Source organism: uncultured Methanospirillum sp., assembly GCF_963668415.2.
Lineage (GTDB): Archaea > Halobacteriota > Methanomicrobia > Methanomicrobiales > Methanospirillaceae > Methanospirillum.
Genome location: NZ_CAXXDL010000001.1, coordinates 2,938,186 through 2,962,399, shown reverse-complemented (window position 1 = coordinate 2,962,399; position 24,214 = coordinate 2,938,186). Strand labels below are relative to the sequence as shown.

Below are 24,214 nucleotides of genomic sequence, written 5' to 3'. Positions count from 1 at the left end.
TTTTTAAATCAGATTGAGATCTTTTTGAACAGGAATGTTCCGATAACTGTCATGGCACAGGCAAATCCGCCGATAACAGCAAGGCTTACTACCGGACTTATCTGACTTACCCCGGTCAGGCCATACCTGATCCCTTCAACCCCGTATGTGAGTGGATCAAACATGGTTATTGGCGATAGCCAGGATGGAAGCGAACTTATCGGGAACAATGCTCCTGAAAGGCCGAATATCGGGAATATTACAAAGTTCATGATGAGTTGAAACCCGGTCATATCCTCCATCCGGGATGCGATTGCAATACCAAACGCGGTAAAGGATATACCGATTAACACCATAAACCCGAGTGCAATCAGAAATCCCAGGACACTCTGAACCTTCAGTCCCACAAAGAGCGAGATGACCATGATCATAATACCCTGAATGACCGCAGTTGTTGCACCACCAAAGGTCTGACCAAGCATGATCTCAAGTCTCGTTACCGGGGCAACGAGTGTCTCTTTTAAAAATCCAAACTGCTTGTCCCAGATTATCTGGATCCCGGAGAATACTGAGGTGAACAGGACACTCATTGCAACCATTCCGGGTATCAGGAACTGGATATAATTCTCACCAAATCCGGGGATATTCACAACAGAATTCAGACCAAATCCTAAAAAGAGCAGGAAGAACAGAGGCATACTGATGCTTCCGATTATCCGGCTCTTGGATCGCATGTACCGAATCATGTTCCGAAGCCAGATCGTATAGATAATATCCATTTAGTGCCTCCTCATCCGGAGATGTCTTCGCATCATCTCTTTCTTGTCGCCCTCTTCTTCACGGATCTTTTTCCCGGTGTACGAGAGGAAGACATCCTCAAGAGTTGGTTTGTGAATTGATACTGATGCTATCGGAATCTGGTGCTGATTCAGGATGGTGATGATCTCGCTGATATGTTGCTCTGCATTCTGCAGGCTTATTCTAACCTCGTCATTATAGACATCAAGGCGGTTTATCCAGGGTTCATCAAGGAGTTTTGAGGCTTTTTCGAACTCTGGTGTTGTTATCGTTATGATATCCCCGCCGATTCCATTCTTCAGGTTCTCAGGGGTATCGAGTGCAATGATTGTTCCGTTGTCGATGATTGCAATCCGGTCACAGAGCCGGTCTGCTTCTTCCATGTAATGAGTTGTAAGAATGATGGAGATGTTCTTCTCTTTGCTCAACGTTGCGATATACTCCCAGAGATGATTTCGTGTCTGCGGATCAAGACCCAGGGTCGGTTCGTCAAGGAACAGGACGGACGGATGATGAAGCAGACCCCTTGCAATCTCAAGCCTTCGTCTCATGCCACCGGAGAATGTCTTCACGATGTCATTTTTTCGCTCATCTAATTCGACCAGGTGAAGCAGTTCATCTATCCGTTCTCTTCTGATTTGAGGAGGAATCCGGTAGAGTCGTCCATGAAAGTCCATGTTTTCGGCAGCGGTAAGTTCCTCATCCAGGCTCTGATCCTGAAATACGATGCCGATAGATTTTCTGACTCCATCTTCGTCCTTTTCGATATCTTTTCCCTGGACTTTTGCATAACCTGATGTAGGTTTCTGCATGGTTGCAAGCATGGATAGTGTTGTTGTTTTTCCGGCGCCGTTTGGGCCAAGAAGGCCGAATATCTCTCCCTGCTGTATCTCAAATGAGATCTGATTTACCGCAACGAGATCGTTGAATTTTTTAGTCAGGTCTTTTACCACAATAGCGGTTGTCATTATTGTTTCCTGTGGATAGGAGGTGATTATATTTCGGAATATCTGGTGCTGCTTAATCAGTTTGACATGAACAAGTATCGGACACATGATCAGTCAACACCTGATTTTTGAGAGAACCAGATTGTGATATCAGGCCTCTTTTCCTGTAGATTTTACAGTCTCATTGATCCTGCTAATTTTTTGACTGATGTTTTGTAACAGTCTTGAATGAGGTGCCAGTTTATCATCTGAAAGATCTTCAAGGTATGACAGATTATTGTCTATCTCACTCAGGATTCCTTCAATGGAATCAGGGTTACTTGTGCATCCGGTTTTAAACATACTAATTTCCTCTAGTCCTGCATCGGTAAGTTCGTACTTGCGATCTTCTCTTTTTGTCAACAGATTTTCTTCGACTGCTTTACTGAGTAACGGATAGATAGATCCGGGTGAGGGTTTCCAGTGTCCATGACTCATTACGTCGATAGCATCCATGAGTTCAGCCCCGTTTTTGGGACCTTCACTCAGGAGGTGGAGCACCAGAATTTTAAGACCACCATATCCCCGTAAGTGACCAATCCGGTGAAACCTTCTCATGAATGAACTCATTATTTCTCGATTGTCTCTCATGTTGATCACGTGGTGAAACGATATCGAATATTCGATATCGACAATACGATATTTGATGCAGTGATATAAAAAATTATTCCTTCGATTAAACTGAAAATGATCTGATATCAAAAGATATGTTCTCTTCCTGGGCTCCGACAGAATAATAATACGGTTATATCACGGACAACAACCATGTTATCCTATGAGTGTGCCGGCAGACCGGTATTCACTAATTCTTGAATATCTCCAAAAACGCTACCCTATAGCAGTCTCAACCTCACAAATCGCCAGAGACCTGAATATGAACCGTGGTTCTGTGGCAAAATACCTGGAAGTACTTCTCACCCAGGGTCATGTGATAATGAAACCTTTTGGAAAAGCCAAACAATATTGCTCATCGCAAAAAATTCCTTTTGACGACCTTTTTGATTATCTTTCAGAAGCAATGGTTATTCTTGACACGGATCCCAAGATCCTGATGGTCAATAAAAGTTTCATCACAACATTCGATATTCGTACTGGAAAAAATGTAATCGGAACCGCGCTAAACAGGCTTAATCTTGCCTTACTGAATGATACTACGGTTCAGGGAAATATTTCCCGCATCCTTGAGTCAAAGACGTACATTAACGAGATGCTGCTTATTGACCAGATCAAGGACAGGTTTTTTCTCACAGAGTTTGTTCCTACTTTTCTCCCTTCACTCTCATTCACTGCTAAACCAGGGATCATGATAACATTCAGGGACATTACAACCTGGAAAAAGACAGAAGATGAATTAAAAACAAGCGAGAGAAAAATCAGAACACTATTTGAAGAAGTCCCTAGTGGGATATTTCTCTTTCAGGCTGATGGGACAATTCTCAATGCCAACCGTGCTTCACTTGAGATCCTGGGGCTTACACGGTTTACTGATATTGTCAATTTCAATCTCTTTGAGATCATGTCTTCCAGGGAAGCAATAGAGAAACTTATCAGCGAAGGAAAAAATGCAGAAATTACACTTACCTGTAATTTTGACCGATTAAAAATCTCTACACTGACATCAACGAGGAAAACCGGAATCGCATATTTCCAGGTAGTTTTTGCTCCGGTGACCGACAGAAGATGGAATGCCAAACAGGAATACTTTATTCTGTTTATAGACATTACTGCCCAGAAGCGTGCAGAAAAAGAACTGAAGGAGCGATTCTGGGGGATTACAAGTAATCTGCCAGGGATTGCATACCAGTTTTATGCCCGTGACTCAGGGGAATGGGGCGTCTATTTTGCTGATAATCGATCTGAAAGTGTGTATGGAATAAGAACAGATCCCCTTGAAACCTGGTTTGACAGGTTCGCATCATGCATTGATCCTGAAGACAAACAACGCTGGGACGATTCCATCAGGGAGGTAATACAGAAGATTGCTCCATGGGATTTTGAAGGGACTTTTATCAAACCGTCGGGAGAACGTGTCTACATTCGGGGTATCTCTCAACCGATACGACTGAAAAATGAGACAATATGGAATGGAATCTTTCTTGATATTACTGATAGAAGAAGATCAGAAGAGGAACTCAAGAAGAGCGAGCAGCGGTTCAGAGGGTTTGCAAGTAACCTGCCTGGAATAGTGTACCAGTTTTACGCTCGTGATGCCGGCGAATGGGGGATGAATTTTGTTGATGAACGGTCACAGGATGTCTATGGGATCAGTCCGGAGCCATTGAACACATGGCTCGACCGGTATGGAATGTGTATTGCACCATCGGATCAGGTACGATGGAAAAATTCGATCGATGATGTGATCAGAAGGACAGCCCCCTGGGAGTTTGAGGGAAAATTTATCAAATCCACTCATGAAGAGATGTATATCAGGGTCGTCTCCCAGCCGATCAGATTATCAGGAGAAACGCTATGGAATGGCCTTATTCTGGATATAACCGACTACAAACGGGCTGAGGAAGCTCTTCATGCAAGTGCTATCAAGGAGATCAGGTACCATTCCTTTTTTGAGAATACCTGCAACGGAGTCTTGATCTATGAACCCATCGATAACGGGGATGAATACATCCTTAAAGATGTGAACAAGGCTACGGCAAGTCTGCTCAGAATGCCAAAAGAGGAGTTGATCGGGAAGAAATTATTTGAAGAGTTTCCCGATCTTCCAGATCCGGAAATTCGTGACCTTCTCAGAAGGGTATTGATTACAGAGAAACCCGAGTTTTCATCTCCTCTTAAATATCGAAACCGGGATGATTTTCCCTGGATCTCTCACTATGTCTTCAAACTCCCGTCAGGAGAGATCGCGTCCTTTATGGTAGATGTATCTGATGAAGTGAAGAAGGAGATTGAAGATTCATCCAGTGTATGCGACTTCAGGATCTGATCGGATAGTTCAGAATACCTGACTCTGAAATGGTGAGCCAACCCTATTGACCATCAATGATTATTGTGATTAAGAACCTGAACATAAAAAATCATATACCAAACGACCAGGTTTTTTTAAAATTTGAGTCAATTTTCATAAATAAGGGATTTAATCCAAATATTTCTAATCTGTGGCATATGTATTCAACTACTCACCCAGAAGTTCATTGGCGAGCAATAAAAAACAGAGATAAATACCGAACTGTTGATGAACGTGTGTGAACGATTGCGTTCACCGTTGAGAGAAACGCCGTACCACATGGGCGAGTCAACCCGATTCAGGTGACCACAAATTTCCCCATGAATCCGGGTTGAAAAATCGCTGATGCAGATATTGTTCACCACCGGGTATCAATATTGTGATCATCAGCCAATCGTCCATGCATGGTTTGTTCGTTGTATACGAGGTCATGCAAATGGAAACAAAAATTGGATACTTTGCATCCATAGAACAGTATAAACCAATGGATGCCCTTGAACAATCGGTCAGGGCAGAAAAAGTAGGATTTGAATCGATTTGGGTTGATGATCATTTTCATCCCTGGTATCATACCAATGCTCAGTGCGGACAGGCATGGGCATGGATGGGAGCAGTTCTTCAGGCAACCAAGAAGGCATTTGTCTCGACCTGTATCACCTGCCCTATCCTTAGGTACAATCCAGGAGTAGTGGCACAGACCTTTGCGACACTCAGACAGATGTATCCAAAACGGGTTGGAATAGCCGTTGGAGCCGGTGAAGCTCTGAACGAGGTTCCGGTAACAGCCCAGTGGCCCAGTGTTCCCGAGCGTCAGGCAATGACCATTGAAGCGATAGAGGTCATGAAAAAACTCTGGGATGGAAAAGCTCCGGTTTCGTTCACTGGCAAGTACTACAACCTTGAAAAGGCATTCCTGTACACTAAACCTGAAGATAACGTTCCACTTTATTTCAGTGGAATGGGTCCAAAAGGTGCCAAACTTGCAGGAATACATGGTGACCACCTGATGACAGTGTCAGCCGATACAGATACACTGAAAAACGTCACCATTCCAAAGTTTGAAGAGGGTGCAAGGGAGGCTGGCAAGGATCCAAAGAAGATGGAGAAGGCCATGCTGATCTGGTACTCGGTAGATCCTGACTTTGACAAGGCTGTTGAAGGAAACAGGTTCTGGGCAGGATGTCTCGTCCCTTCAATGTTCAAGTACCGTGTCAGCGATCCGCCAGAGGTTGAGATGCATGCAAACCTGGTGCATTCAGATGTTCTTCAGAAGAATTTCCTGTGTGCAACCGACGCAGAAGGTCTGATTGCAGAGATCGAGCGGTTTAAACAGGCAGGGATCACACACTTCTGTCTTGGTAATTCCAGTCCGAACGTGAATTACGGTATTGATATCTTCAAGGATGTTATCCCAGCAGTAAAGGGATAATTTTTCACTTTTTTGAGGTATCTATGATTCATACCGATGTATCAAGGATTTTTGATCAGGGGACAGTTGTCTTTCCTGATCACAAGGAGGATATCAACAAAAAATCCTGGTATACCCCTCCAGGATGGGTGGGTGTTTCACTAAAGGATATCATAACCGGGAAAGACACCGGTGGGGCATTCAGTTATCACCTTGTCAGGATCACCAGGCATTGTGAAGTACCTTCACATGTCCATGACACAGAGTGGGAATGGAATGTTATTCTGAACGGGAATGGTTCGTTTGTCATCAAGGAAAAGGAGACACAGGTGGCCATCGGAGAGACGTATGTTACTCCTCCGGGTATTTCTCATACCGTCAAGGCAGGAAATAGTGACCTGGTTATAACCGCTACCTTTGTTCCTGCCCTTGGATGAGCATTCATTTGTCATGAAAAACCCGGTACTGCATAAACCGGGTTTTTCATGACAAAGGCAATCAAAGTATCCATTAATAAGGTGAATCCACTTCTTTCCCGTGCCCAGGGAACCTTTACTTTTTTTACTCCACAATTCGTGGACTGAACTCTTAGAATTCGAGGATGAATTAACATTTGATGCTCAAAAAATCTAAATGCCTCCAGGTTCTGGTTGTTGTATCATGTATGTCACAATCCAAAGAATTGCATTCGGGCACGAAAAATTAGACACTTTTTAAAATCAATCCATTTCTCTAATTTCGTTCTCCTTCACCAAATCGGAGAGAGGATATTTCCCATGGAGTAGATATATGGAGAGCACATTGAAAAACTTCTTCGGCAACAAATATGAATTGGGTTTAGGGCCAATCCTATATCTTACCCACTGAAATTGATGAAGAGCCACATCATTATTACTCCGTTACAATTCGTTTAACTCCGACATAAGGGAAACTCAACAATATACTTCATATTTCAGTTTTTCATCGGAGTAGGTCATCTTTTTCATGTGCCTTTCGTATCCTTTCTTCTCAGTATCACATTCTCTATGGATGTCAGCAAAAATGTGGACCTTCTACAACCCCATCGGTGCCCCGTTGGGGGCCACAGGCGAGACCGATGAAAAAGACTTTTCATGCAAAAACATAGGGTATACATATATACTCATAATTCCCCTAATGAATCATTCAATGAGGGCAGACATACATCCAATACATATTCTCTGCTTTGGATATAGCTCTCAGTATGTAGAAAAAATAGAGGCCGGTCTGAAACCGTATGGCTCATTTGTTTGTACTGCAACAGACAACTGGATGGATAGACCTTTCGATACTGTGGATCTGTTTCTTTTCGACCAATCAGATTCTTATGATCATCTATCCTCGCAACTAGTGTCAGTACGAGATTCACATCCGCAGATTCCCCTCATTTATTGTAGCATAGATGGTAATATCCTGCCATTTGATGATCCTTTGACAGCATTTCTTGATGGATATTTTATTCTTGAGGAGAAGTCAGAGCACTGGGGCTTGAATTTATCCTCACTTATCAATAATGCCGTCAAATGCCAGAAGATAGTATCTGGTGTAACATCCCGGGATAGTTTTTACAAAGAAATATTTGAGAAAAATCCCATCTCAATGTCATTAACAATTCCAGAATCCGGGATGTTTGTCGAGGTAAACAAGGCATTTCTCCAGGCGTATGGGTATACTCAGGAAGAAGCAATCGGACACCGTTCATTTGATCTCAATATCTTTGGTTCCAAAGAAGAACGTGATTTAATAATCACTGCATGTACACGAGAACACCCTGCGAGGGATTTTGAGCTCAAAGTTCGCACAAAAGATAATAAAACTATCACTGCTCTATTCTCTGCTGATGTGTTATATCGTGATGGCCAAGAGTTATTTCTAATCACAATGAAGGATATCTCAAAGCAGAAACAGATTGAAGAGGAGATTAAGGAAACCAATCTTTTTATTTCAAATATTTTATCGAATATTACCGAAGGGATAATCGTCTATGATGTTGCGCAGGGATACCGGGTATGGAACAGATATATGGAAGAACTTACCGGAATTCCTGCATCAGATATTCTTGGAAAACCTTCAGATGTGTTCAATCCTGAGCTGGAAGGAGATGATACTCCATTTCTGATTCGTGAGGCCCTTCAAGGAATTACATCTATATCAAAGGATCTCCACTATCACATTCCCTCAACTGGTAAGTCTGGCTGGGTCTCGGTGATATACACACCATATGTGGATGCATCAAATACCATCACCGGAGTTATTGTATCAGTTCGGGATATCAATGAGAGAAAAAGGTATGAGAATGAACTAATCGCTCATGAATTACATCTCCGCTCTATCATTGACACAGTTCCTGTCTGGATATCATGCTTAAACCGGGATAAACGATTTACTCTGGCAAACATCAGCATGTGCTCAGCTTTTAATATTACTCCTTCCCTTGTTGAAGGAAAATCATTCGAACAGATTAATACTGATTTTAAAGAATTCGCTCATTATGATGCCATGCTCGATAGGGCACTCCAGGGAAGAGAGGTACCATTCGATAAAGAGATGATAGATCCAACTTCAAAGAGAACAAAGTATTTGAGAGGACGATTCTCCCCGCTTAAGGACGTATCCGGAAAAATTGAAGGAGTTGTAAGTGTTGTTATCGATATTACCGATCTGATACTTGCACAACGGACAATTGAAAGTATAAACTCAAAGCTTCATCTTCTCTCATCTATCACCAGGCATGATATCTTAAACAGTTTAACAGCAGTACTGGGATACCTTGCCATAGCCATCGAGGAAAAAGATCCTGATGAAAGAAATTCATATTTGTTTAAAGCATACCAGACAGCAGTACTCATTCAGGAACAGGCCATATTTTCCAGGGATTATCAGGATATCGGTGTGAATAAACCGGTATGGCACAATGCACAAGCCGTCTTTAGTAATGCGATAAAAAGTCTGAAGCTTGGAGATATCTCTGTCGAGGTCTCTCTTGATGATCTGATGGTGTATGCTGATCCACTTCTTGAAAGAGTGATTTACAATCTTGTCGATAACGCTCTGAGATATGGAAAGAAGGTAACCCGGATATCCAGTTATTGGCGGAGAGAACCTGATCAGATCGTCTGGATTATTGAGGATGACGGTGTCGGGGTTGTCAGTGGTATGAAAGACCAGATATTTGAGAAGGGTGTCGGGCACAATACCGGGCTTGGACTCTTTCTCACTCGTGAGATCCTGGACATTACCGGCTTATCAATTCGCGAGACCGGGATAGAGGGTGAAGGTGCACGGTTTGAGATCAGTATCCCGAATGAGTTATGGAAACTTCAGAATTAGCCTATCTGGGTGTAGGGTATTGTAACTTCGATATCAGGACTCCTTTTTACGAATCCAAAAATCACTGTTCATATTACTGACATATCCAATCAGATATTGGATTTGTTACCGGTTGTAAACGTAAATTGTGAAAATCCGTATCTATTTGAGTTATTTAAAACACCCATGAGACAACGCCTCATGGGTGTTTTTAAAAAAAGCGTCACTTCAGTTCATCGGGATCTATGATTTTCCCATACTTCCAATAGAGTATTATTATTGGTAAGGACTTCCATGATATCCTCTCATTAAGTCATATTCAGGCGTAAACCTGAATTGCTCTTCATGAGAATGGGGGAAAATATCAATGAATCTTACCAGGAAAAAAACGGTTGCATTCCTTGATATCGGGACAAACTCAATTCGTCTCTTAGTTGTACGATTCTCCCAATCCATATCCTGGAAGGTTCTTACTGATCAAAAGATGGTAGTCAGGCTTGGTGAAGGAGAATTTGGTAGAAATCGGATTACTCCTGAGGCGATCAGCCGTGCAAAAACCGTACTAATCAGGTTCATTCAGTTAGCCAGGGAAGTTCAGGCAGAAGATATTATCGCAGTTGCCACATCTGCATTACGTGAAGCAGAAAACAGGAGAGATCTGATAGATCAGATCTCTTCTCAAACCGGGGTAGATATTAAGATAATTTCAGGAAATGAAGAAGCGAGACTGATATGGCTTGGAATACAAAATGATATCCGTTGCAAGAGATCACATACTCTCTTTATTGATATTGGTGGAGGAAGCACAGAAGTCAGTATTGGTGATGCATACAAACAACTTTTCTCGTGTAGTATAAAACTTGGTGCAATTCGGACGACCCAGGAGGTTGCTCCGGCAGGATACCGAAAAGCATATACTTCCATTCTTTTTGACAAGATCAGGAACTCTATTCGTGAACAGATAACTCCGGTCATCCCAGAGCTGCAGAAGTACTCATGTCTCCAGGCATACGGGAGTTCAGGGACTATAGTATCTCTGGAAACAATTGCCCGAAATTATCGAGAGACGGCTCCCACCCATATTGCCGGAGTCCTTACTCTCCATGAGATAAACCAGATAATTGAGTACCTTGGGGAAAAGTCTCTTGAAGATAGGCGAAAGATTGAAGGATTAAACCCTGCCCGAGCCGACATCATAATCGCCGGGGCCTGTATACTTCAGATGATCCTTCAGACGACGGATGTTCAGGAGATACAAGTCACGGACCGTGGTCTTCGGGATGGCCTGCTTCAGGAGTATCTGCGTACCGATATGAATACAAGTATCAGAACAGTGGAATCACTCAGGCAGCAGATCATTCAGGAGATAGGAGAGACATTCCGAATCGACGTTCCTCATGCAGAGAGGGTACAAAATATTGCTACCATGCTCTATGAAAGTGGTGAAAAGATCCATCTGTTCAGCCTCCCTGGTGATTCGTTAGAACTGCTTACATATGCTGCGTATCTCCATGATATTGGCCATATTATTTCATATTCTAAGCATCAGTATCACTCATATTACCTGATTCGGTCGCTTCATATGCCTGGATTTTCTTATGATGAAAAAGAGATCATTGCCCTCATTGCCAGATATCACCGGAAAAAGGTTGCACGAGAAAAAGACGAACCATTCTTTGAACTTTCGAAATTTGACCAACGAAGGGTAAAAGTTCTCTCATACCTCTTGAGAATTGCAGAAAACCTTGATCGGAGTCATGACGGACGAATTTCAAGAGTAACATTTAATAATCTTACAAATAAAGCAGTAGCGCTTGATATCGAGTGTCCGGATGACATATCACTGGAACTTGCAGGAATGTATGACGACAAGGGGTTATTCAGGAAGATATTCGGAGTGGAACTACGAGCAATGCTCTCTCATCTGTCACAGAAAGATCTTACAAACTCTGTATGTGGCGAAGTAACGTCCTGACACGAAAATCCGCCCATTATAACAATCCGAAATACCGAATCTCATAAAAATCAAAGCATATGATAAACTATCAAACCTATCCTCCTATATTGCAATCCAGTGGGCCCATCTATGATCAGATAAAGTCCTGGATACAGCCGCATGAGTACCTAATCTCAAAAGCTGGTGATAGGACATATCCCCTTCTTGAACGCGTGAACTTTCTTGTAACGTTTCATACATCTCTGGATACATTTTTCAAGACCAGGGTTCTTGATTTAACCTCTCATCTAAAAAACGATGGGACCCTCGAACCAGATAATCGGGCTCTTGCCGTGGTTCTTGAACAATTGTATGCCCAGTTGTATCCATTACTTGAAATACAAGATGAGATCTGGAACTACTCAATATTTCCAGATCTCCTTGCAAATGGTATCACTATTCACCAGATTCATTCACTTGATGAGCATCACCAAAGAAGACTTCGGGAGTATTTTTACAAAGAGGTCTTTCCCATTGTAACTCCTCTGGCTTTTGATAAAACCCATCCATTTCCATATATATCGAACCTGTCCCTGAATCTGGCAGTTATTCTAAAAGAGACACCACAGTCTCCTGAGCTATTTGTCAGGATAAAAATTCCAGAAGACCTGTTTCCCCGTCTGATCCCAATTGAGAGTGAGCAGCCATCTGTGAATTCCACCCGGTATGATCTGGTTTTTCTCGAGGATCTTATATCTTCCAACCTTGATCTTCTCTTTCCCGGGATGCAGATTGTAGCCTCATATCCGTTTCGAGTGACAAGGAACTCACGTTCTCTGTCATTGAATCTGAACAAAGAAGAGGAAAGGTCTGAAGAGACTGATAACCCGGACGAGCGAAGGCAAAATACCACCGTGCGAATCGAAGTATCGTATCAGATGGACAAGATAACCTGTGGAGTGATCTGTGACAAACTCCTTCAATTCTCCAGGATATTTTACCGAACCAGGGGACCGATTGGGATGGCTGATATGAGTATTCTTTACACCCTTAACAGGCCGGATCTTAAATACAAGTGTAATTCTGACACGTTTATATGACTATTGTGTACACATGTTTTTCATGAAAAAGTCTTTTTCGTCGGTCTCGTCTGGGGCCCCCAACGGGGCACCGTTGGGGTTTTTGATAACCCAAGGTAAACAGGTTTCGTAGACGCGTGTACACGAATTGCGAAGTATGATGCCTGGTCAGTTAAGGGATGTCATTCCTGATTATTGAGGCACCAAAACCCACACACTCTTCGAAAAGTAGGAGACCTGTTGTATCGTTCAGGATCATCCCGGGCGATCAACTCTAATAATTTCGATTTATTGATTTCAGCGTGAAATGTCGTGGTGAGTTGGGGCCTGTAGCATATATTCCCCATGGCCTTGGCAGATCTCACAATAAATATCTATATAGGGAAAACATCGTGGACAAAGATGTAATGAATGTAACGAATTTTTCGCTAAACCGTTGAAATCGGCTGATATTGATCCGCTTTCCATATTACTTTCTTTCATGTACAGCAGAATAATGGTTTAGTATAGAATTACTAGAGAAAGTATATGCACTCAATTGATCTGTTTATACTTGTTTCCTCAATAGGAACTATATGAAAAACCAGAAAACAAATTGAAATTTTCTCTTGACTCTGACAGTACTGGTTGGGAAATATGGGTAATAACACAATTTCATTGAGAGTGTGCCGTACACGATGAAGTGCAATTCTATTAGACGCTCTAAAAAGACCAATATTTACTTCGGTCATTCAAAAACGATGCCATGCACTATAGATATAAATATTGCCGATGACATTGAAGAAAGAGACTTGTCACATCAGTATACCTCATTGTAGATATATGCCCTAATCAGAGGATTCTATGAAATATCCATGCAAGCGAAAAAAAGCATTCTTCTGTCGATATGCGGCAGATACTCTTATTCCGCTTACACATACGTTATCAGAGTTCCTCAAAGACGTGAGTACTGCTGAAGATAGTGAGGTTCTTCACCAGTGCAGGGTGACTACCCGCAAGATTCGAACGGCATTGTCTCTGTTCGAGGCATGTCTCTCTCACAAACGAATAAAATACTGGGAACCTGCGTTAAGAAAACTCACAAAATCCCTGAGTGAAGCACGGGACCTTGACGTTCAGATCTCGTATGTTGAATCACTTCTTACGCACACCGCTCACAAGCAGTCTTCTCCACTCTTCTTTCGTTCATCTACCATTCTGGTAAACCACCCGAATCACCATGAGACTGAAGTGATATCAGGTACCTCTCACGAAGAGAATGTTTCTGCAGTATTATCAGTTGATTCGGATCAGATTCATCATATCGGTATTGAATGCCTCCTGCTCCGTCTCAAGCAGAAAAGAAATGAGATCCAGGAGCATGTACTCTTTTCAACAGGTGAAACTGCAGAATGTAATACGCTTCAGCGAATTAACGAAGATTTACAGGTATACATTCAGGATATGCCCTCCGAGCCTCATCCAGATGAAAAAGTATACGCAAACGAACAGTTCTGTTACTTTTTACTCAGAAAATTCGATGTTCTTACTGAGTATAGCCATTATCTGGGTGATCCGACAGCTCACGTAAAGCATCACAAGATGCGGATCATAACAAAACAGATCATATTTATTCTGGAAACCTTTTCTAAAATCTGTCTCGAATCTCTGCAACAAGAGATCGAGCATATCAAAGCAGTTCAGAGCCTTCTCGAATCGCTTCATGAATGTGATGTATGGATTGAGTTCCTTCCGGGATTTCTTAAAGAAGAAAAGAGTCTGGCAATGGATTATGCCGGGAACACCAAGATATACGATCTCATCGCCCTTGGAATTCTTAAACTCCTGGATGATCAGAAGACAAAACGCGACGAGATCTTTCATGATCTCGTACAGGCCTGGGAGAGAGTTAAAAGCGAAGAGCTCTTTGAGATCATCACTGCCAAAATCTCAATTCTGAATAATGAGACTCTGCAAAAAGAAAAGATCGATGAACTCATACCAAACCTGAAAATTGCCTGTATCAGTGATATACATGCAAATCTTCCTGCACTGGAAGCAGTAATCAATGACGCAAAAACACGTGGTGTCTCTGGTTTTATCAACGCAGGGGACTGTATCGGGTATGGAGCCTCTCCTGATATGGTTATTCATGTTGTGCGATATAACCAGATCTTTTCAGTTATCGGAAATTATGACCTTGATATCATCACAAAAAAGTGGAAGTCCAGGAAGGTGAAGTCGAATGAAAAGAAGATCACCATGGAGTGGACACACGATAACCTGTCACATAGAAATAGTACATTTTTACAAAAACTCCCCAATACATTGAGATTAAAAATTCAGGGAAAGACACTGCTGATAACTCACGGCAGCCCTGAATCTATTACAGAATACCTGACCGCAGATACACCCTACAGCAGATTATGTGAGCTTGCAACCTCTTCGGCGGCTGATGTGATAATTACCGGGCATTCACATTCTCCGTTCATCAAAGAGGTGGAAGGAACATCGTTTTTAAACTGTGGGAGTGTTGGGAGACAGGAGGACCGGGATCCCCGGGCCTCGTACGCGGTTATTACCTTCAACCCGTTCTCCATTGTTCAAATCCGTGTTCCTTACAATATCAAAAAAGCGGTAACCAAGATTCGCAAGAACAATCTTCCGAAAGAGTTTGAACAGATGGCAATAATGGGATGCTCGTTACGTTCAGCAAAAAATCGTACAAAACAAAAAAATAAAAGCTAGAAGTTCGTCAGGTTTCACTCGGGAGAGTTGCCTTGAATGCATCTACTGAGTCTTTTATTCCCTGTGTTGTCTTCTCACTTTTGAGAGCATCCTTAACCTCCTCACCAATCCCCTCAATTGTGGAGACCACGTTCATCTCATGATCGTGTGCCCAGAGTTTGAGAGTCTCAAGTGTGTGTTCAGCTCCACTCTCCATGGTGGCTGCTGCAAAGATCACCTTCTTGCCTTTCAACTGTTTTGTGTGCCAGAGTGAAACAGTCCGATCAATCAGGGCCTTTACCGGTGAACTGACATCAGAGAAATAGACCGGCGATCCCAGAACGATGAGATCGCTGTGTATCATCCGGAATGCAATCTTTCCAAAGTCATCCGGTATTACGCAGTGCCCTTTTTTCTTGCACTTCAAACAGCCTTTGCAGGGCTCCAGGTGGACATCTGACAAGGAGTACTTCTTCATTTTTACTCCAGGAATTCCTGCATCCTTTAATCCGCTCTCAAACGCTTCCAAAATGCCTCTTGTTGCACCTTTTTTTCTGTTGCTTCCACAGATTGTCGTAATCTTCATAATTATCCCTCAAATGTTCGAAATCGAGAATTCATGTTACATTACCTTACTGATGATGAGGTATATCAGGAGGAGTCCTGCAAGAACGCTCACAATGATCAGCGGCAGGTTCTTTTCAACAACGGTCTGGTTTTCACCAGAAGCAGCCTCTTTTAAGTGAGTGATCTCATCGGAGAGCTCCTGAATCTGGGATGAAAACGAATCAGTATCAGATTTCTGGGCGTCGTTTGCTTTTCCCTCACCAAGGGTAACGGCAAGTGATGTCAATCCTGATGAAAATTTGCTGATCTCATCACGGAGAAACTGTATCTCAGACACGCTCTCCTTTTGTTGCTTGTGTAAATACTCAATATCCCGTTTTAACTCCTTGTTCTCCTCTGCAAGATTTGCCTCTTTAACGGCAGTAATAAGCAACGAGATGATCTCCTGCCTGCTCATATCTTTTGAAGATGCTTCCTGATCGATGAGAGCAATAATGTCATCAGGTAGTCTTTTCTCTACTTTATCAGAGCCCATCGTGGCCTCCTTTCATGTTTGTTTTCGGTATCATTCTATGCCTGGTTATTTCTGTTCAGAAATGACCGGGATTTTTTTACCGCACTGGCAACAGAATTTTGCTTCAGATGGATTCTGATAGTTGCAGGCCCGGCATAATCCCGGAATTGGAGGATTCAGTTTCTCGATCAAAATTGCGATTATCGCTTCAGATAACGAATCATACTTGTTTAATGTGACATATTCATCCAGAGTTTCTTTTAACTCAGTTGGCATACGTAATGATACACTAATCTGAGACTTTCCTTTTGCTTTTGACATGTAATCATATTGTAATACAAACCGTAATAATATTTTCTATCAGTTTATATTTTAATAATTTGAGATATATTGGGAAAATGAACTATTTTTTGCAATAATGGGTGCTATATTTCTTTTTTTTAATATACTGGCCATATTTTTTGAATTGATCGAAATCAAATAAATTACAGATTGTAATATTGGTGGGGAAAAAGGTATGGCAGTAATATCGGGATTTTTATTACTTCCACAGCAAATTTCTTACCAACATCCTTTTAAATTAAACCACCGATTACTCACAATATAATCTGATTTTTTATGACCTCTCATCAGATGCAGATAAGAAAGGTCCAGACAAGTGGCAATTCATCATTCTCGCTCTCACTTCCCAAAGAATGGATTGAAACGTATGAAGTTCATAAAAATCGCCCAGTTGGAGTGATTTTTAAAGATAATGGCGATCTTCTTATCACAACGAATCTCAATGGAAATAGCATCTGCAGGACGAAATTATTGGAAATACGACCCGATGAGAATCCAACATTGTTCTTTCGAAAACTGATAGGTGTTTATATTAGTGGGTATAACCGAATCGAGATCAGGTCAGATAAACCAATTCCAATATCTCTCATTCATGAGGTCAGAAATTTCATTGATCTGGTGATAGGATTTGAGATAGTTGAAGAAACGACTGACAAAATTTTTCTTTGTGATCTTATTAGCCCATACGATATACCAGTAGAGAAACTAATTCGTCGTATGTATAATATAGCAAAGGATATGCAGACAAACTCTTCAAGAGCATTGTTTGATAACAACAAGTCACAGGCTTACAATATAATTGAATGTGATCAAGAGGTAGATCGCATATATTGGTTATTAGCACGACTAACAAATATGATAATAGAAAACCTAGACCTGTGTAATAAGACCAGGTTATCAATTGACGAGATTATTCATTATTACCAGGTAGGAACAATTATTGAGAGGTTTGCAGATAATACAGTACTCATAGCGAAGTGTGTTGGTAAGTTAGATATGGATCATGTCTCCAATGACACTCAATTAATTATCCAGAAATCATTAGATCCTCACCTCCCGACACATAAGCGCATAAGGTTGTGAAAAACTCTATCCTCCTATTCCTGATACAAGATATTCCTCTATAAAGCGATTCTTTCACTTTTCCTTAACAATTAAATATAAATTTATTATGCGCTTATATCATAGTGGCAGAAATGAAGTCCACCATACGTATCAAGAAGATTAATGGGAAGGAGTACTGGTACGAAGACACCCCGTATTATGACAAAGAGAAAAAACAGATCCGCCACAAGTCAAAGTACCTGGGGAAAAATATCGACGGGCAGCCAGTGAAGGTCCGTAGTGATGAAATGATTCCTGCTCGGTTGTCCGTATCTTCTGCTCCAAAAGCTGCGTATTTTCATGGGAATCTGCTCCCTCTTCAAAACATCACCCAGGAACTCTCAATTCAGGCTACTCTTGAAGAATTTCTGACTGAAATTGAGACAGATACGCTCTTATCTCTTGTGTACAACCGTATCCTACGCCCTACTGCAATGTCTAATATTCAGTCTTGGTACGAAGGGTCCTCTCTCTGGATCAATAACAATAAGTTACCGCTGAGTGGACAGCGAATCAGCGAGCTCCTATCAAATATTGGTCAAAGTAACATTCCTGAAGAGTTTATGGAACGGTTTGCCGCTCAAATCGAACCAAACGCAACTCTTCTCTACGACATCACCAGTCTGTCGAGTTCTTCAAAACTATTAGAGTGCCTCGAATATGGATATAATCGGGATAATGACGGTCTTCCCCAGATAAATCTCTCCCTCGTTGTAGACAAGGACAAGGGAATACCTGTTCGTTATGATGTATATCCTGGAAGCATTGCAGATATTTCAACACTAAAAAATACTATCATTCGGCTAAAAGATGCCGGTTCGCAGCAATTTCGCTTGGTTATGGATAGGGGATTTTTTTCGCAAACCACCCTTGCAGAACTGATTGACGAAAAAATTCCATTTATCATCCCAGCTACGATCCAACTCACTTCCGTTAAGGAGTTGATGAGTAAAGCTCAAACGCGAGTTAAACAGGCTGAATATCTTCAGAAACACGAGAAAGGACCAATATTTGCAATGCCTGTAACTCTTGAGCATCAATTTGATCTAGATGATAGACCCAGAATCCTTAAAGTCAATGGATATTGTTTTTATGACCCTAAAAGAGAACAGGATGAACGGGATTCATTTTACCAACAGTTATTTGACGCACTTGAAAAACTCAAAGGGTGTCGGCCACAGAACTGGAGAAAACCGGAAACGGTTGTTCAGGGAGTGGCAAAAAAATACGTCAGATATCTGAATTGGAAGTTTGTTGATGGTCAGTTTGAGGTCTCAATAAAACAAAAAGCGGTGACACAACGTCTTAACCGAATGGGACGATTCATACTTTTTTACAGCGGGGAGATGGATTGGCTTTCCTGCCTCACCATGTATCGTCAGCGAGATGCAGTCGAAAAATGCTTCCTGCGGATGAAAAATGATTTGGAAACACTGCCACTCAATGCACGGAGAGAGGATTCAGTGAAAGGATATTTGTTCATGGTGTTCATAGCCCTAATTATTCGAATGAGGCTTCAAATGATCTTGAAAGTGACCGGGCTTGCGAAACAATATTCGGTCGAAAAACTACTATTAGAACTCGAAAAGATCAAATTATTCGAACTATCTCAGGGGGAAATCATGAAATCTGAAGTCAGTAAGAAAAACAGGGAGATTTTAGAGGCACTTAATTTATGTGCCTAAGGATCCGGGAGGTGAGGTTAGATGACTCTATAGAAATGCTTGATTTATGTATGACTTCCTTTTTCTCTAATGATTTAATGCGGGCAAATCGAATTGTCGATTCTGTATACAAATGCGATGATACATTCCAGAAGATTCAGAATGAAATCCTTTCTATTCCAACTGAAACTGCGATAGTTCTCCACACAATTTCTGATAGTATACACAGGATAGGGGAATACTCTGCAGATATCGCTGAAGAAATTATTAATTTCTGCTTAAAAAAGAGATCCATCTTCCCCTAACGATAGAATATTAACATTATTGCGATTGGATATTTTTCTAAATATTTCATAACTACTGCTTGTCGTCTCTTAATTTTCAATATCATTTACAAGGGGAATTACTCTCAAATTTAAATGACGAGGGGCACTACCCGGTAGTGTCAGGAATATGCTGTAAAATAAATCGACCCTAATCTCTACACATTCCCATTAAACTGATCCATATAAATAATTATCTCGCTATCGCTACTAAGCACGGTGTGAAGGGGAGGGGCTTTGTGCCCCGACCTCCCTATCCTTTGATTTTCCTTATTGTGTATCTAATTGAGTGAACGACTAAGCAGGTTGGAGACTTACATTTGTTTTCTCCACCTGTACACTTTCGACGACATATGGATCAATGGATAGATATCGTTTCCCGGTTATCCATTCCTCATTCATATCCATCAATATTGAACCAATTAGGCGAATCAGGGAATCTTCTGATGGAAATGCCCCAACAACTCGCGCACGCCTCTTAATCTCCTTATTAACTCTTTCCATTAAATTAGTAGTTCTGATCTTCTTCCAGTGTTCTTTTGGAAAGGCCTGATAATTGTTGATATCTGGGTAAAAGCGTTCAATTGTCCTAACAGCTTTGTTGTATCCATGATAATGGAGATCTTCTGATATCTCATTTAAATCTCCATTATTTTCAAATAGGGCTGCTTTAAGGAAAGGTCGAAAGATATCTTGACTCCTTACAGGAATGTTTCTCATGATTGCTCTGAGAAAATGAACCAGACACATTTGCCAACAAGTACCGGGAAATGATTCAAGAACCGCTGCCTGAATGCCTTTATGCCCATCCGATGTGACCATTTGTACTCCTCGAAGCCCTCGTTCTTTTAATTCGTCGAATAGAGATCGCCAAAAAGCTTCATCTTCTCTATCGGCGACTTTCAGACCGATTAATTCTCGATAACCATCTTCTCGAACTCCAGCAATGAGGAGAACGGCTTTGGAAACAAACCTTCCATGAGAACGAACTTTAAGGTAAACTGCGTCAACGTTGAGATAAATAATCGGCATCTCAATTGGACGTTCGAGAAATTCCTTCACAGCCTGATCCAGTTCTTGAGCCATTCTTGATATAGTGTCTGCAGATATTCCTTCAATTCCTAAGGTTTCAATGATCGTTTTTACTTTTCGGGTTGAAACTCCCTGAATATAGGATTCAACAATAGTGTTCTCTAAAGCACGTTCTACTCTACTATACCGGTCAAAAACGACAGTCTGAAATGGTTTTTCTCGAAGATCCGGTTTATCTAGAATTATGTCACCATGTCTTGTTTTAAGAGTTCGACTGCGTTTCCCATTACGATGGGCAGTACGGTTTTCTGAACGCTCGTATCTTGATGTCCCGGTTTGCTGTTCAAGTTCAAATTCCATGACCAGATTTAAAAAGAAGGTGATGAGTTTCTTCATCGCCTCATCCTGGTCAGCAAGATATTCTTCTATAAAGTCCAATAAATCCATGGTCCTGTTCTCCTTTGGTCAGTAGATACAGGGCCGTCTAAATTTACAGCACTTTTCTTACGCTATCCACTACCCTCTCATCAGGTATCTGATAATTATCTTTTTGGATTACATTAACTATGGAGATACCTATAGTGCAAAACATAATGTTTTGAAATAGTCGACGTAAAATGGAGATTATTTTTAAATAAACTTTCCCATAACGCTTCATGAACATTAAGCGTATGTTGGGGATTATTCCAGAACATTTTGCATCATACTATTATCATCATTATGTTTCTGAAATGCAGATTGTTAATTTGCATTCATGAATCAAAATATTGTGCAGACCTGCGTTATATGAAAATATCATAGGAACTATATAATCTATTCAGATTTCCTATCATCAACTTAGCATAAACCACTAAACCATATGTATGCAAATCCGGTCCAAATTGGTGAGCAGATTATTCAAAATAAGGCAACTATTGCTGGTTCTTATTCATCAATTTCCACCAAAGATATAACAACCCTTCAAGGAATACTGGATTGTGCTCCTGTTGCTATTCAGATTGTAAGTCCTGAGGGAATGTTTGTAGATTGTAATAAAAGAACCATCGAGATGTTCGAAGCCCAGATTAAGGAGGATATTATCGGACGTCCCCCTGGGATTTTATCACCACCAGTTCAGCGTGACGGGAGAAGTTCCGCGACTGTCTCACAGGAGATGATTATGCGGGCATTTTCTGGTGAGACTGTTAACTTCAGGTGGGATCACCGGAAGATTACTGGCGAAATTTTTCCTGCAAATGTCACCCTGAACCTCATTCAGTATGAGGGACGAACCTGCCTCATGGCATCTGTTATCGACCAGAGTGAGGTTGTAAACCGGATCAATGCCATGACAGCTCTAATTCAATATGTCCCCTTTTCGATCCTCACGGTTTCTCCTGAATCTGAAATTCTCCACGCAAATCCGGCATATTGTGAGGTTACAGGTCATTCCAAAGAAGAAGCAAAAACAATCGGGTTTAAAAATCATACCGTACTTTCTCGTGAAGGAGGGAGTATTCAGGATGCTATCAGACTTAAAAGCCCGGTTTCTGGTAAATTTGCATGCCATTTTAAGACCGGAGTCAAGCATCTTGATTACACGTACATCCCTGTTCTCAATCATAATCGTGACGTTGTTCAACTGTATCATATCATGGTTGATCAGACAGATCTTGTCAACAGGCTCAACGAATCCCAGTTATTAATTGATGAATGTCCGGCCGGGATAATCACCATGGATATAGAAGGTAACATAACTTCAACAAACCGGGCGTTTTCCTCAATATCACAGTTGCCAATTCAGGCCGTTACCTCCATGAATGTTCGCGATTTTAAAATAATTTCAAGAAAAGGCCCTACATTCTCTGATGTTGTGAGATCAGGTAAACCAGAACGGGGAGAACTTGTGGTTGATTTTGGCAGCGGACAAAAGAGCCTGGAGTACAGTTACATTCCCGTCATAGATACCAATAACACAGTTACCAAGGTTATTACCACATACATCGATATGACTGGTGTAAACAGACTCGTCGAATATCTTGAAAAATCGGTTCAGATAGTGTCAGAAAATATCGGCAGCCTGGCTGATGGGAAAACAATGTTTACCACATCAGTAATTCCTGCGGATGAGTACACCAGATCAGCATATGAAAATTTTGTTATTATACAAAGATCCATTGACAAGGCTCGCCTTGCTATTAGTAGTCTCGTCGATGATTCGATAAAATTTTCACAAGAGGCAGCGTCGGGCCATCTCTCATATCGTGCCGATCCAGACCGGCATCAGGGTGATTACAGGACAATCATCAAGGGTATGAACACTACCCTTGATTCGATTAATATTCCTTTGAATGAAGCAATGCGGATATCTGATGAATATTCGGGATATAATTTTACAGCCCGTTTTTCTAACAAACAGGTAATACAGGGAGAATGGGTCTCATTTCAACAATCCCTTGATCATATTGGCAACGAGGTATCATCAGTACTGTCCCGGACAATAGAAAATATCCAGGATCTAAAGAAGAATACTGAAGAGGCAAATGCCAGTATTGAAGAGATTACCGCCGGATCAGGTGAAGTCACATCTTTGATGTCTGCAATTCGGAAGAAGACCGAACAGAGCGACTCCAGTACGAAACAGATACTCAATGCCATGAACGATATGGTAGATGTTGTGAGTTCTGTATCTATGAAGGCAGACGAGGTTGCAACCATCTCGCTAGAGGCTACCACCTCCGCAAAACAGGGAATTGAACTGGCACATACCTCAGTATCCTCGATGCAGGCAATTACTTCTTCATCAGAACACATCGGTACAATCATATCTGACATCAATGAACAGATGAACGAGATCGGAAAAATTGTCAAGTTAATATCTGATATTGCCAGTCAGACAAATCTTCTTGCCCTGAACGCAGCAATAGAGGCTGCCCGGGCAGGAGACGCCGGGCGTGGGTTTGCCGTAGTAGCATCAGAAGTAAAATCACTTGCACAGGATTCCAGAAAGTCAGCTGAGACTATCGCTGATCTGATCTCATTACTCCAGCAGAAATCACAGTCTGCAACTGAAGCAATGGCTGACTCAAACAGGGTTGTTCTTGAAGGAAGACAGTCTCTTGAGCAGACGGTCCGGGCATTCGACGAGATCGCTCAAAAAATAGAGGATATCAGCAGTCACATTACAGAGGTTGCATCAGCTTCAGAAGAACAGGCTGCATCGGTTGAGGAGGTCACGTCCAGCATACAAGAGATAGCAGATCTCACTCATACGATTACCGATGAAAGCGTTTCTGTTTCGAGTGCATCACAAGAAATTTCGTCTGCTTTATCCCAGATTAACAAGGTGGTCTCAAATATTGTGATGATTGTTGATGGTGTTTCTGAAAAAATGGCTCAATTTAAGGTATAATCTGAACATAATTTACAACCATAGGTATCTGAAATTCTATTATATATTGAGAGAATAGAGAAAGGAAATAAGGCATCCTGGGGATAAGAAAGTATG

At 41.5% G+C, this 24,214-nt stretch carries 18 protein-coding genes; 11 read left to right on the top strand and 7 right to left on the bottom strand.

Translation table 11 applies throughout. The features are described from left to right. Positions 1-8 precede the first annotated feature (8 nt). The 3 genes from ACHZA2_RS14005 to ACHZA2_RS13995 all read right to left on the bottom strand — a co-directional run bounded on the left by ACHZA2_RS14005 (position 9) and on the right by ACHZA2_RS13995 (position 2,321). Complete coding sequence (locus ACHZA2_RS14005; RefSeq protein WP_319580221.1) at positions 9-758, bottom strand: ABC transporter permease; 750 nt, start codon at positions 756-758, stop codon at positions 9-11. Continuing rightward, positions 759-1,745: an ATP-binding cassette domain-containing protein gene (locus ACHZA2_RS14000; protein ID WP_319580220.1), complete on the bottom strand. Its 987-nt coding sequence runs from the start codon at positions 1,743-1,745 to the stop codon at positions 759-761. A 129-nt stretch (positions 1,746-1,874) separates the two neighbouring features. Further along, positions 1,875-2,321, bottom strand: coding sequence for a PadR family transcriptional regulator (locus ACHZA2_RS13995; RefSeq protein WP_319580219.1), 447 nt, complete (start codon positions 2,319-2,321; stop codon positions 1,875-1,877). A 217-nt stretch (positions 2,322-2,538) separates the two neighbouring features. On the opposite strand from ACHZA2_RS13995, the gene ACHZA2_RS13990 reads away from it, so the two are divergent. From ACHZA2_RS13990 to ACHZA2_RS13960, 7 genes are all read left to right on the top strand, one after another. Beyond that, complete coding sequence (locus ACHZA2_RS13990) at positions 2,539-4,704, top strand: PAS domain S-box protein (protein WP_319580218.1); 2,166 nt, start codon at positions 2,539-2,541, stop codon at positions 4,702-4,704. 457 nt (positions 4,705-5,161) lie between these two features. Beyond that, positions 5,162-6,154 carry a TIGR03557 family F420-dependent LLM class oxidoreductase gene (locus tag ACHZA2_RS13985; RefSeq protein WP_319580217.1) on the top strand — a complete coding sequence of 331 codons (993 nt, stop codon included), beginning with the start codon at positions 5,162-5,164 and terminating at the stop codon, positions 6,152-6,154. A 23-nt stretch (positions 6,155-6,177) separates the two neighbouring features. Further along, positions 6,178-6,570, top strand: a complete 393-nt coding sequence (locus ACHZA2_RS13980; RefSeq protein ID WP_319580216.1) for a cupin domain-containing protein — start codon at positions 6,178-6,180, stop codon at positions 6,568-6,570. A gap of 1,012 nt (positions 6,571-7,582) precedes the next feature. Beyond that, a complete protein-coding gene (locus ACHZA2_RS13975) occupies positions 7,583-9,481 on the top strand; it encodes a PAS domain-containing sensor histidine kinase (RefSeq protein WP_319580215.1) in 1,899 nt (632 codons plus the stop codon). 346 nt (positions 9,482-9,827) lie between these two features. Continuing rightward, complete coding sequence (locus ACHZA2_RS13970; RefSeq protein WP_319580214.1) at positions 9,828-11,435, top strand: Ppx/GppA phosphatase family protein; 1,608 nt, start codon at positions 9,828-9,830, stop codon at positions 11,433-11,435. Positions 11,436-11,524: 89 nt separating this feature from the next. Continuing rightward, complete coding sequence (locus ACHZA2_RS13965; RefSeq protein WP_394698596.1) at positions 11,525-12,496, top strand: hypothetical protein; 972 nt, start codon at positions 11,525-11,527, stop codon at positions 12,494-12,496. Between the two features lie 822 nt (positions 12,497-13,318). After that, positions 13,319-15,202, top strand: a complete 1,884-nt coding sequence (locus ACHZA2_RS13960; RefSeq protein ID WP_319580212.1) for a CHAD domain-containing protein — start codon at positions 13,319-13,321, stop codon at positions 15,200-15,202. Between the two features lie 7 nt (positions 15,203-15,209). Here ACHZA2_RS13960 and ACHZA2_RS13955 read toward each other — a convergent pair whose 3' ends face one another. From ACHZA2_RS13955 to ACHZA2_RS13945, 3 genes are read right to left on the bottom strand one after another with little or no spacing between them, the layout of a single operon-like run. Beyond that, positions 15,210-15,767 carry a flavodoxin family protein gene (locus tag ACHZA2_RS13955; RefSeq protein WP_319580211.1) on the bottom strand — a complete coding sequence of 186 codons (558 nt, stop codon included), beginning with the start codon at positions 15,765-15,767 and terminating at the stop codon, positions 15,210-15,212. Between the two features lie 36 nt (positions 15,768-15,803). After that, positions 15,804-16,283, bottom strand: coding sequence for a hypothetical protein (locus tag ACHZA2_RS13950; RefSeq protein ID WP_319538177.1), 480 nt, complete (start codon positions 16,281-16,283; stop codon positions 15,804-15,806). Positions 16,284-16,328: 45 nt separating this feature from the next. Beyond that, on the bottom strand, positions 16,329-16,538 hold the full coding sequence (locus ACHZA2_RS13945) for a hypothetical protein (protein ID WP_319580210.1): 210 nt from the start codon (positions 16,536-16,538) through the stop codon (positions 16,329-16,331). A gap of 357 nt (positions 16,539-16,895) precedes the next feature. Here ACHZA2_RS13945 and ACHZA2_RS13940 point away from each other — a divergent pair, with 357 nt between their 5' ends. The 3 genes from ACHZA2_RS13940 to ACHZA2_RS13930 all read left to right on the top strand — a co-directional run bounded on the left by ACHZA2_RS13940 (position 16,896) and on the right by ACHZA2_RS13930 (position 19,677). Next, positions 16,896-17,687 carry a phosphate uptake regulator PhoU gene (locus ACHZA2_RS13940; protein ID WP_319580209.1) on the top strand — a complete coding sequence of 264 codons (792 nt, stop codon included), beginning with the start codon at positions 16,896-16,898 and terminating at the stop codon, positions 17,685-17,687. Positions 17,688-17,800: 113 nt separating this feature from the next. After that, positions 17,801-19,393 (top strand): IS1634 family transposase, encoded by a 1,593-nt coding sequence (locus tag ACHZA2_RS13935; protein WP_319580941.1) that lies wholly within the window; start codon positions 17,801-17,803, stop codon positions 19,391-19,393. Positions 19,394-19,404: 11 nt separating this feature from the next. After that, positions 19,405-19,677, top strand: coding sequence for a PhoU domain-containing protein (locus ACHZA2_RS13930; RefSeq protein WP_319580208.1), 273 nt, complete (start codon positions 19,405-19,407; stop codon positions 19,675-19,677). 315 nt (positions 19,678-19,992) lie between these two features. Here the strand turns inward: ACHZA2_RS13930 and ACHZA2_RS13925 are convergent, their stop codons facing one another. Next, a complete protein-coding gene (locus tag ACHZA2_RS13925; protein WP_319580207.1) occupies positions 19,993-21,174 on the bottom strand; it encodes an IS256 family transposase in 1,182 nt (393 codons plus the stop codon). 412 nt (positions 21,175-21,586) lie between these two features. Between ACHZA2_RS13925 and ACHZA2_RS13920 the strand changes: the two genes are divergently transcribed. Next, a complete protein-coding gene (locus tag ACHZA2_RS13920) occupies positions 21,587-24,118 on the top strand; it encodes a methyl-accepting chemotaxis protein (protein WP_319580206.1) in 2,532 nt (843 codons plus the stop codon). Positions 24,119-24,214: the final 96 nt, after the last annotated feature.

What these genes read in the sequence shown, in the direction of transcription:
- ACHZA2_RS14005 (WP_319580221.1), bottom strand. Translation starts at nt 758, where the DNA reads ATGGATATTATCTATACGATCTGGCTTCGGAACATGATTCGGTACATG.
- ACHZA2_RS14000 (WP_319580220.1), bottom strand. Translation starts at nt 1,745, where the DNA reads ATGACAACCGCTATTGTGGTAAAAGACCTGACTAAAAAATTCAACGAT.
- ACHZA2_RS13995 (WP_319580219.1), bottom strand. Translation starts at nt 2,321, where the DNA reads ATGAGAAGGTTTCACCGGATTGGTCACTTACGGGGATATGGTGGTCTT.
- ACHZA2_RS13990 (WP_319580218.1), top strand. Translation starts at nt 2,539, where the DNA reads ATGAGTGTGCCGGCAGACCGGTATTCACTAATTCTTGAATATCTCCAA.
- ACHZA2_RS13985 (WP_319580217.1), top strand. Translation starts at nt 5,162, where the DNA reads ATGGAAACAAAAATTGGATACTTTGCATCCATAGAACAGTATAAACCA.
- ACHZA2_RS13980 (WP_319580216.1), top strand. Translation starts at nt 6,178, where the DNA reads ATGATTCATACCGATGTATCAAGGATTTTTGATCAGGGGACAGTTGTC.
- ACHZA2_RS13970 (WP_319580214.1), top strand. Translation starts at nt 9,828, where the DNA reads ATGAATCTTACCAGGAAAAAAACGGTTGCATTCCTTGATATCGGGACA.
- ACHZA2_RS13960 (WP_319580212.1), top strand. Translation starts at nt 13,319, where the DNA reads ATGAAATATCCATGCAAGCGAAAAAAAGCATTCTTCTGTCGATATGCG.
- ACHZA2_RS13955 (WP_319580211.1), bottom strand. Translation starts at nt 15,767, where the DNA reads ATGAAGATTACGACAATCTGTGGAAGCAACAGAAAAAAAGGTGCAACA.
- ACHZA2_RS13950 (WP_319538177.1), bottom strand. Translation starts at nt 16,283, where the DNA reads ATGGGCTCTGATAAAGTAGAGAAAAGACTACCTGATGACATTATTGCT.
- ACHZA2_RS13945 (WP_319580210.1), bottom strand. Translation starts at nt 16,538, where the DNA reads ATGCCAACTGAGTTAAAAGAAACTCTGGATGAATATGTCACATTAAAC.
- ACHZA2_RS13940 (WP_319580209.1), top strand. Translation starts at nt 16,896, where the DNA reads ATGCAGATAAGAAAGGTCCAGACAAGTGGCAATTCATCATTCTCGCTC.
- ACHZA2_RS13935 (WP_319580941.1), top strand. Translation starts at nt 17,801, where the DNA reads ATGAAGTCCACCATACGTATCAAGAAGATTAATGGGAAGGAGTACTGG.
- ACHZA2_RS13925 (WP_319580207.1), bottom strand. Translation starts at nt 21,174, where the DNA reads ATGGATTTATTGGACTTTATAGAAGAATATCTTGCTGACCAGGATGAG.
- ACHZA2_RS13920 (WP_319580206.1), top strand. Translation starts at nt 21,587, where the DNA reads ATGTATGCAAATCCGGTCCAAATTGGTGAGCAGATTATTCAAAATAAG.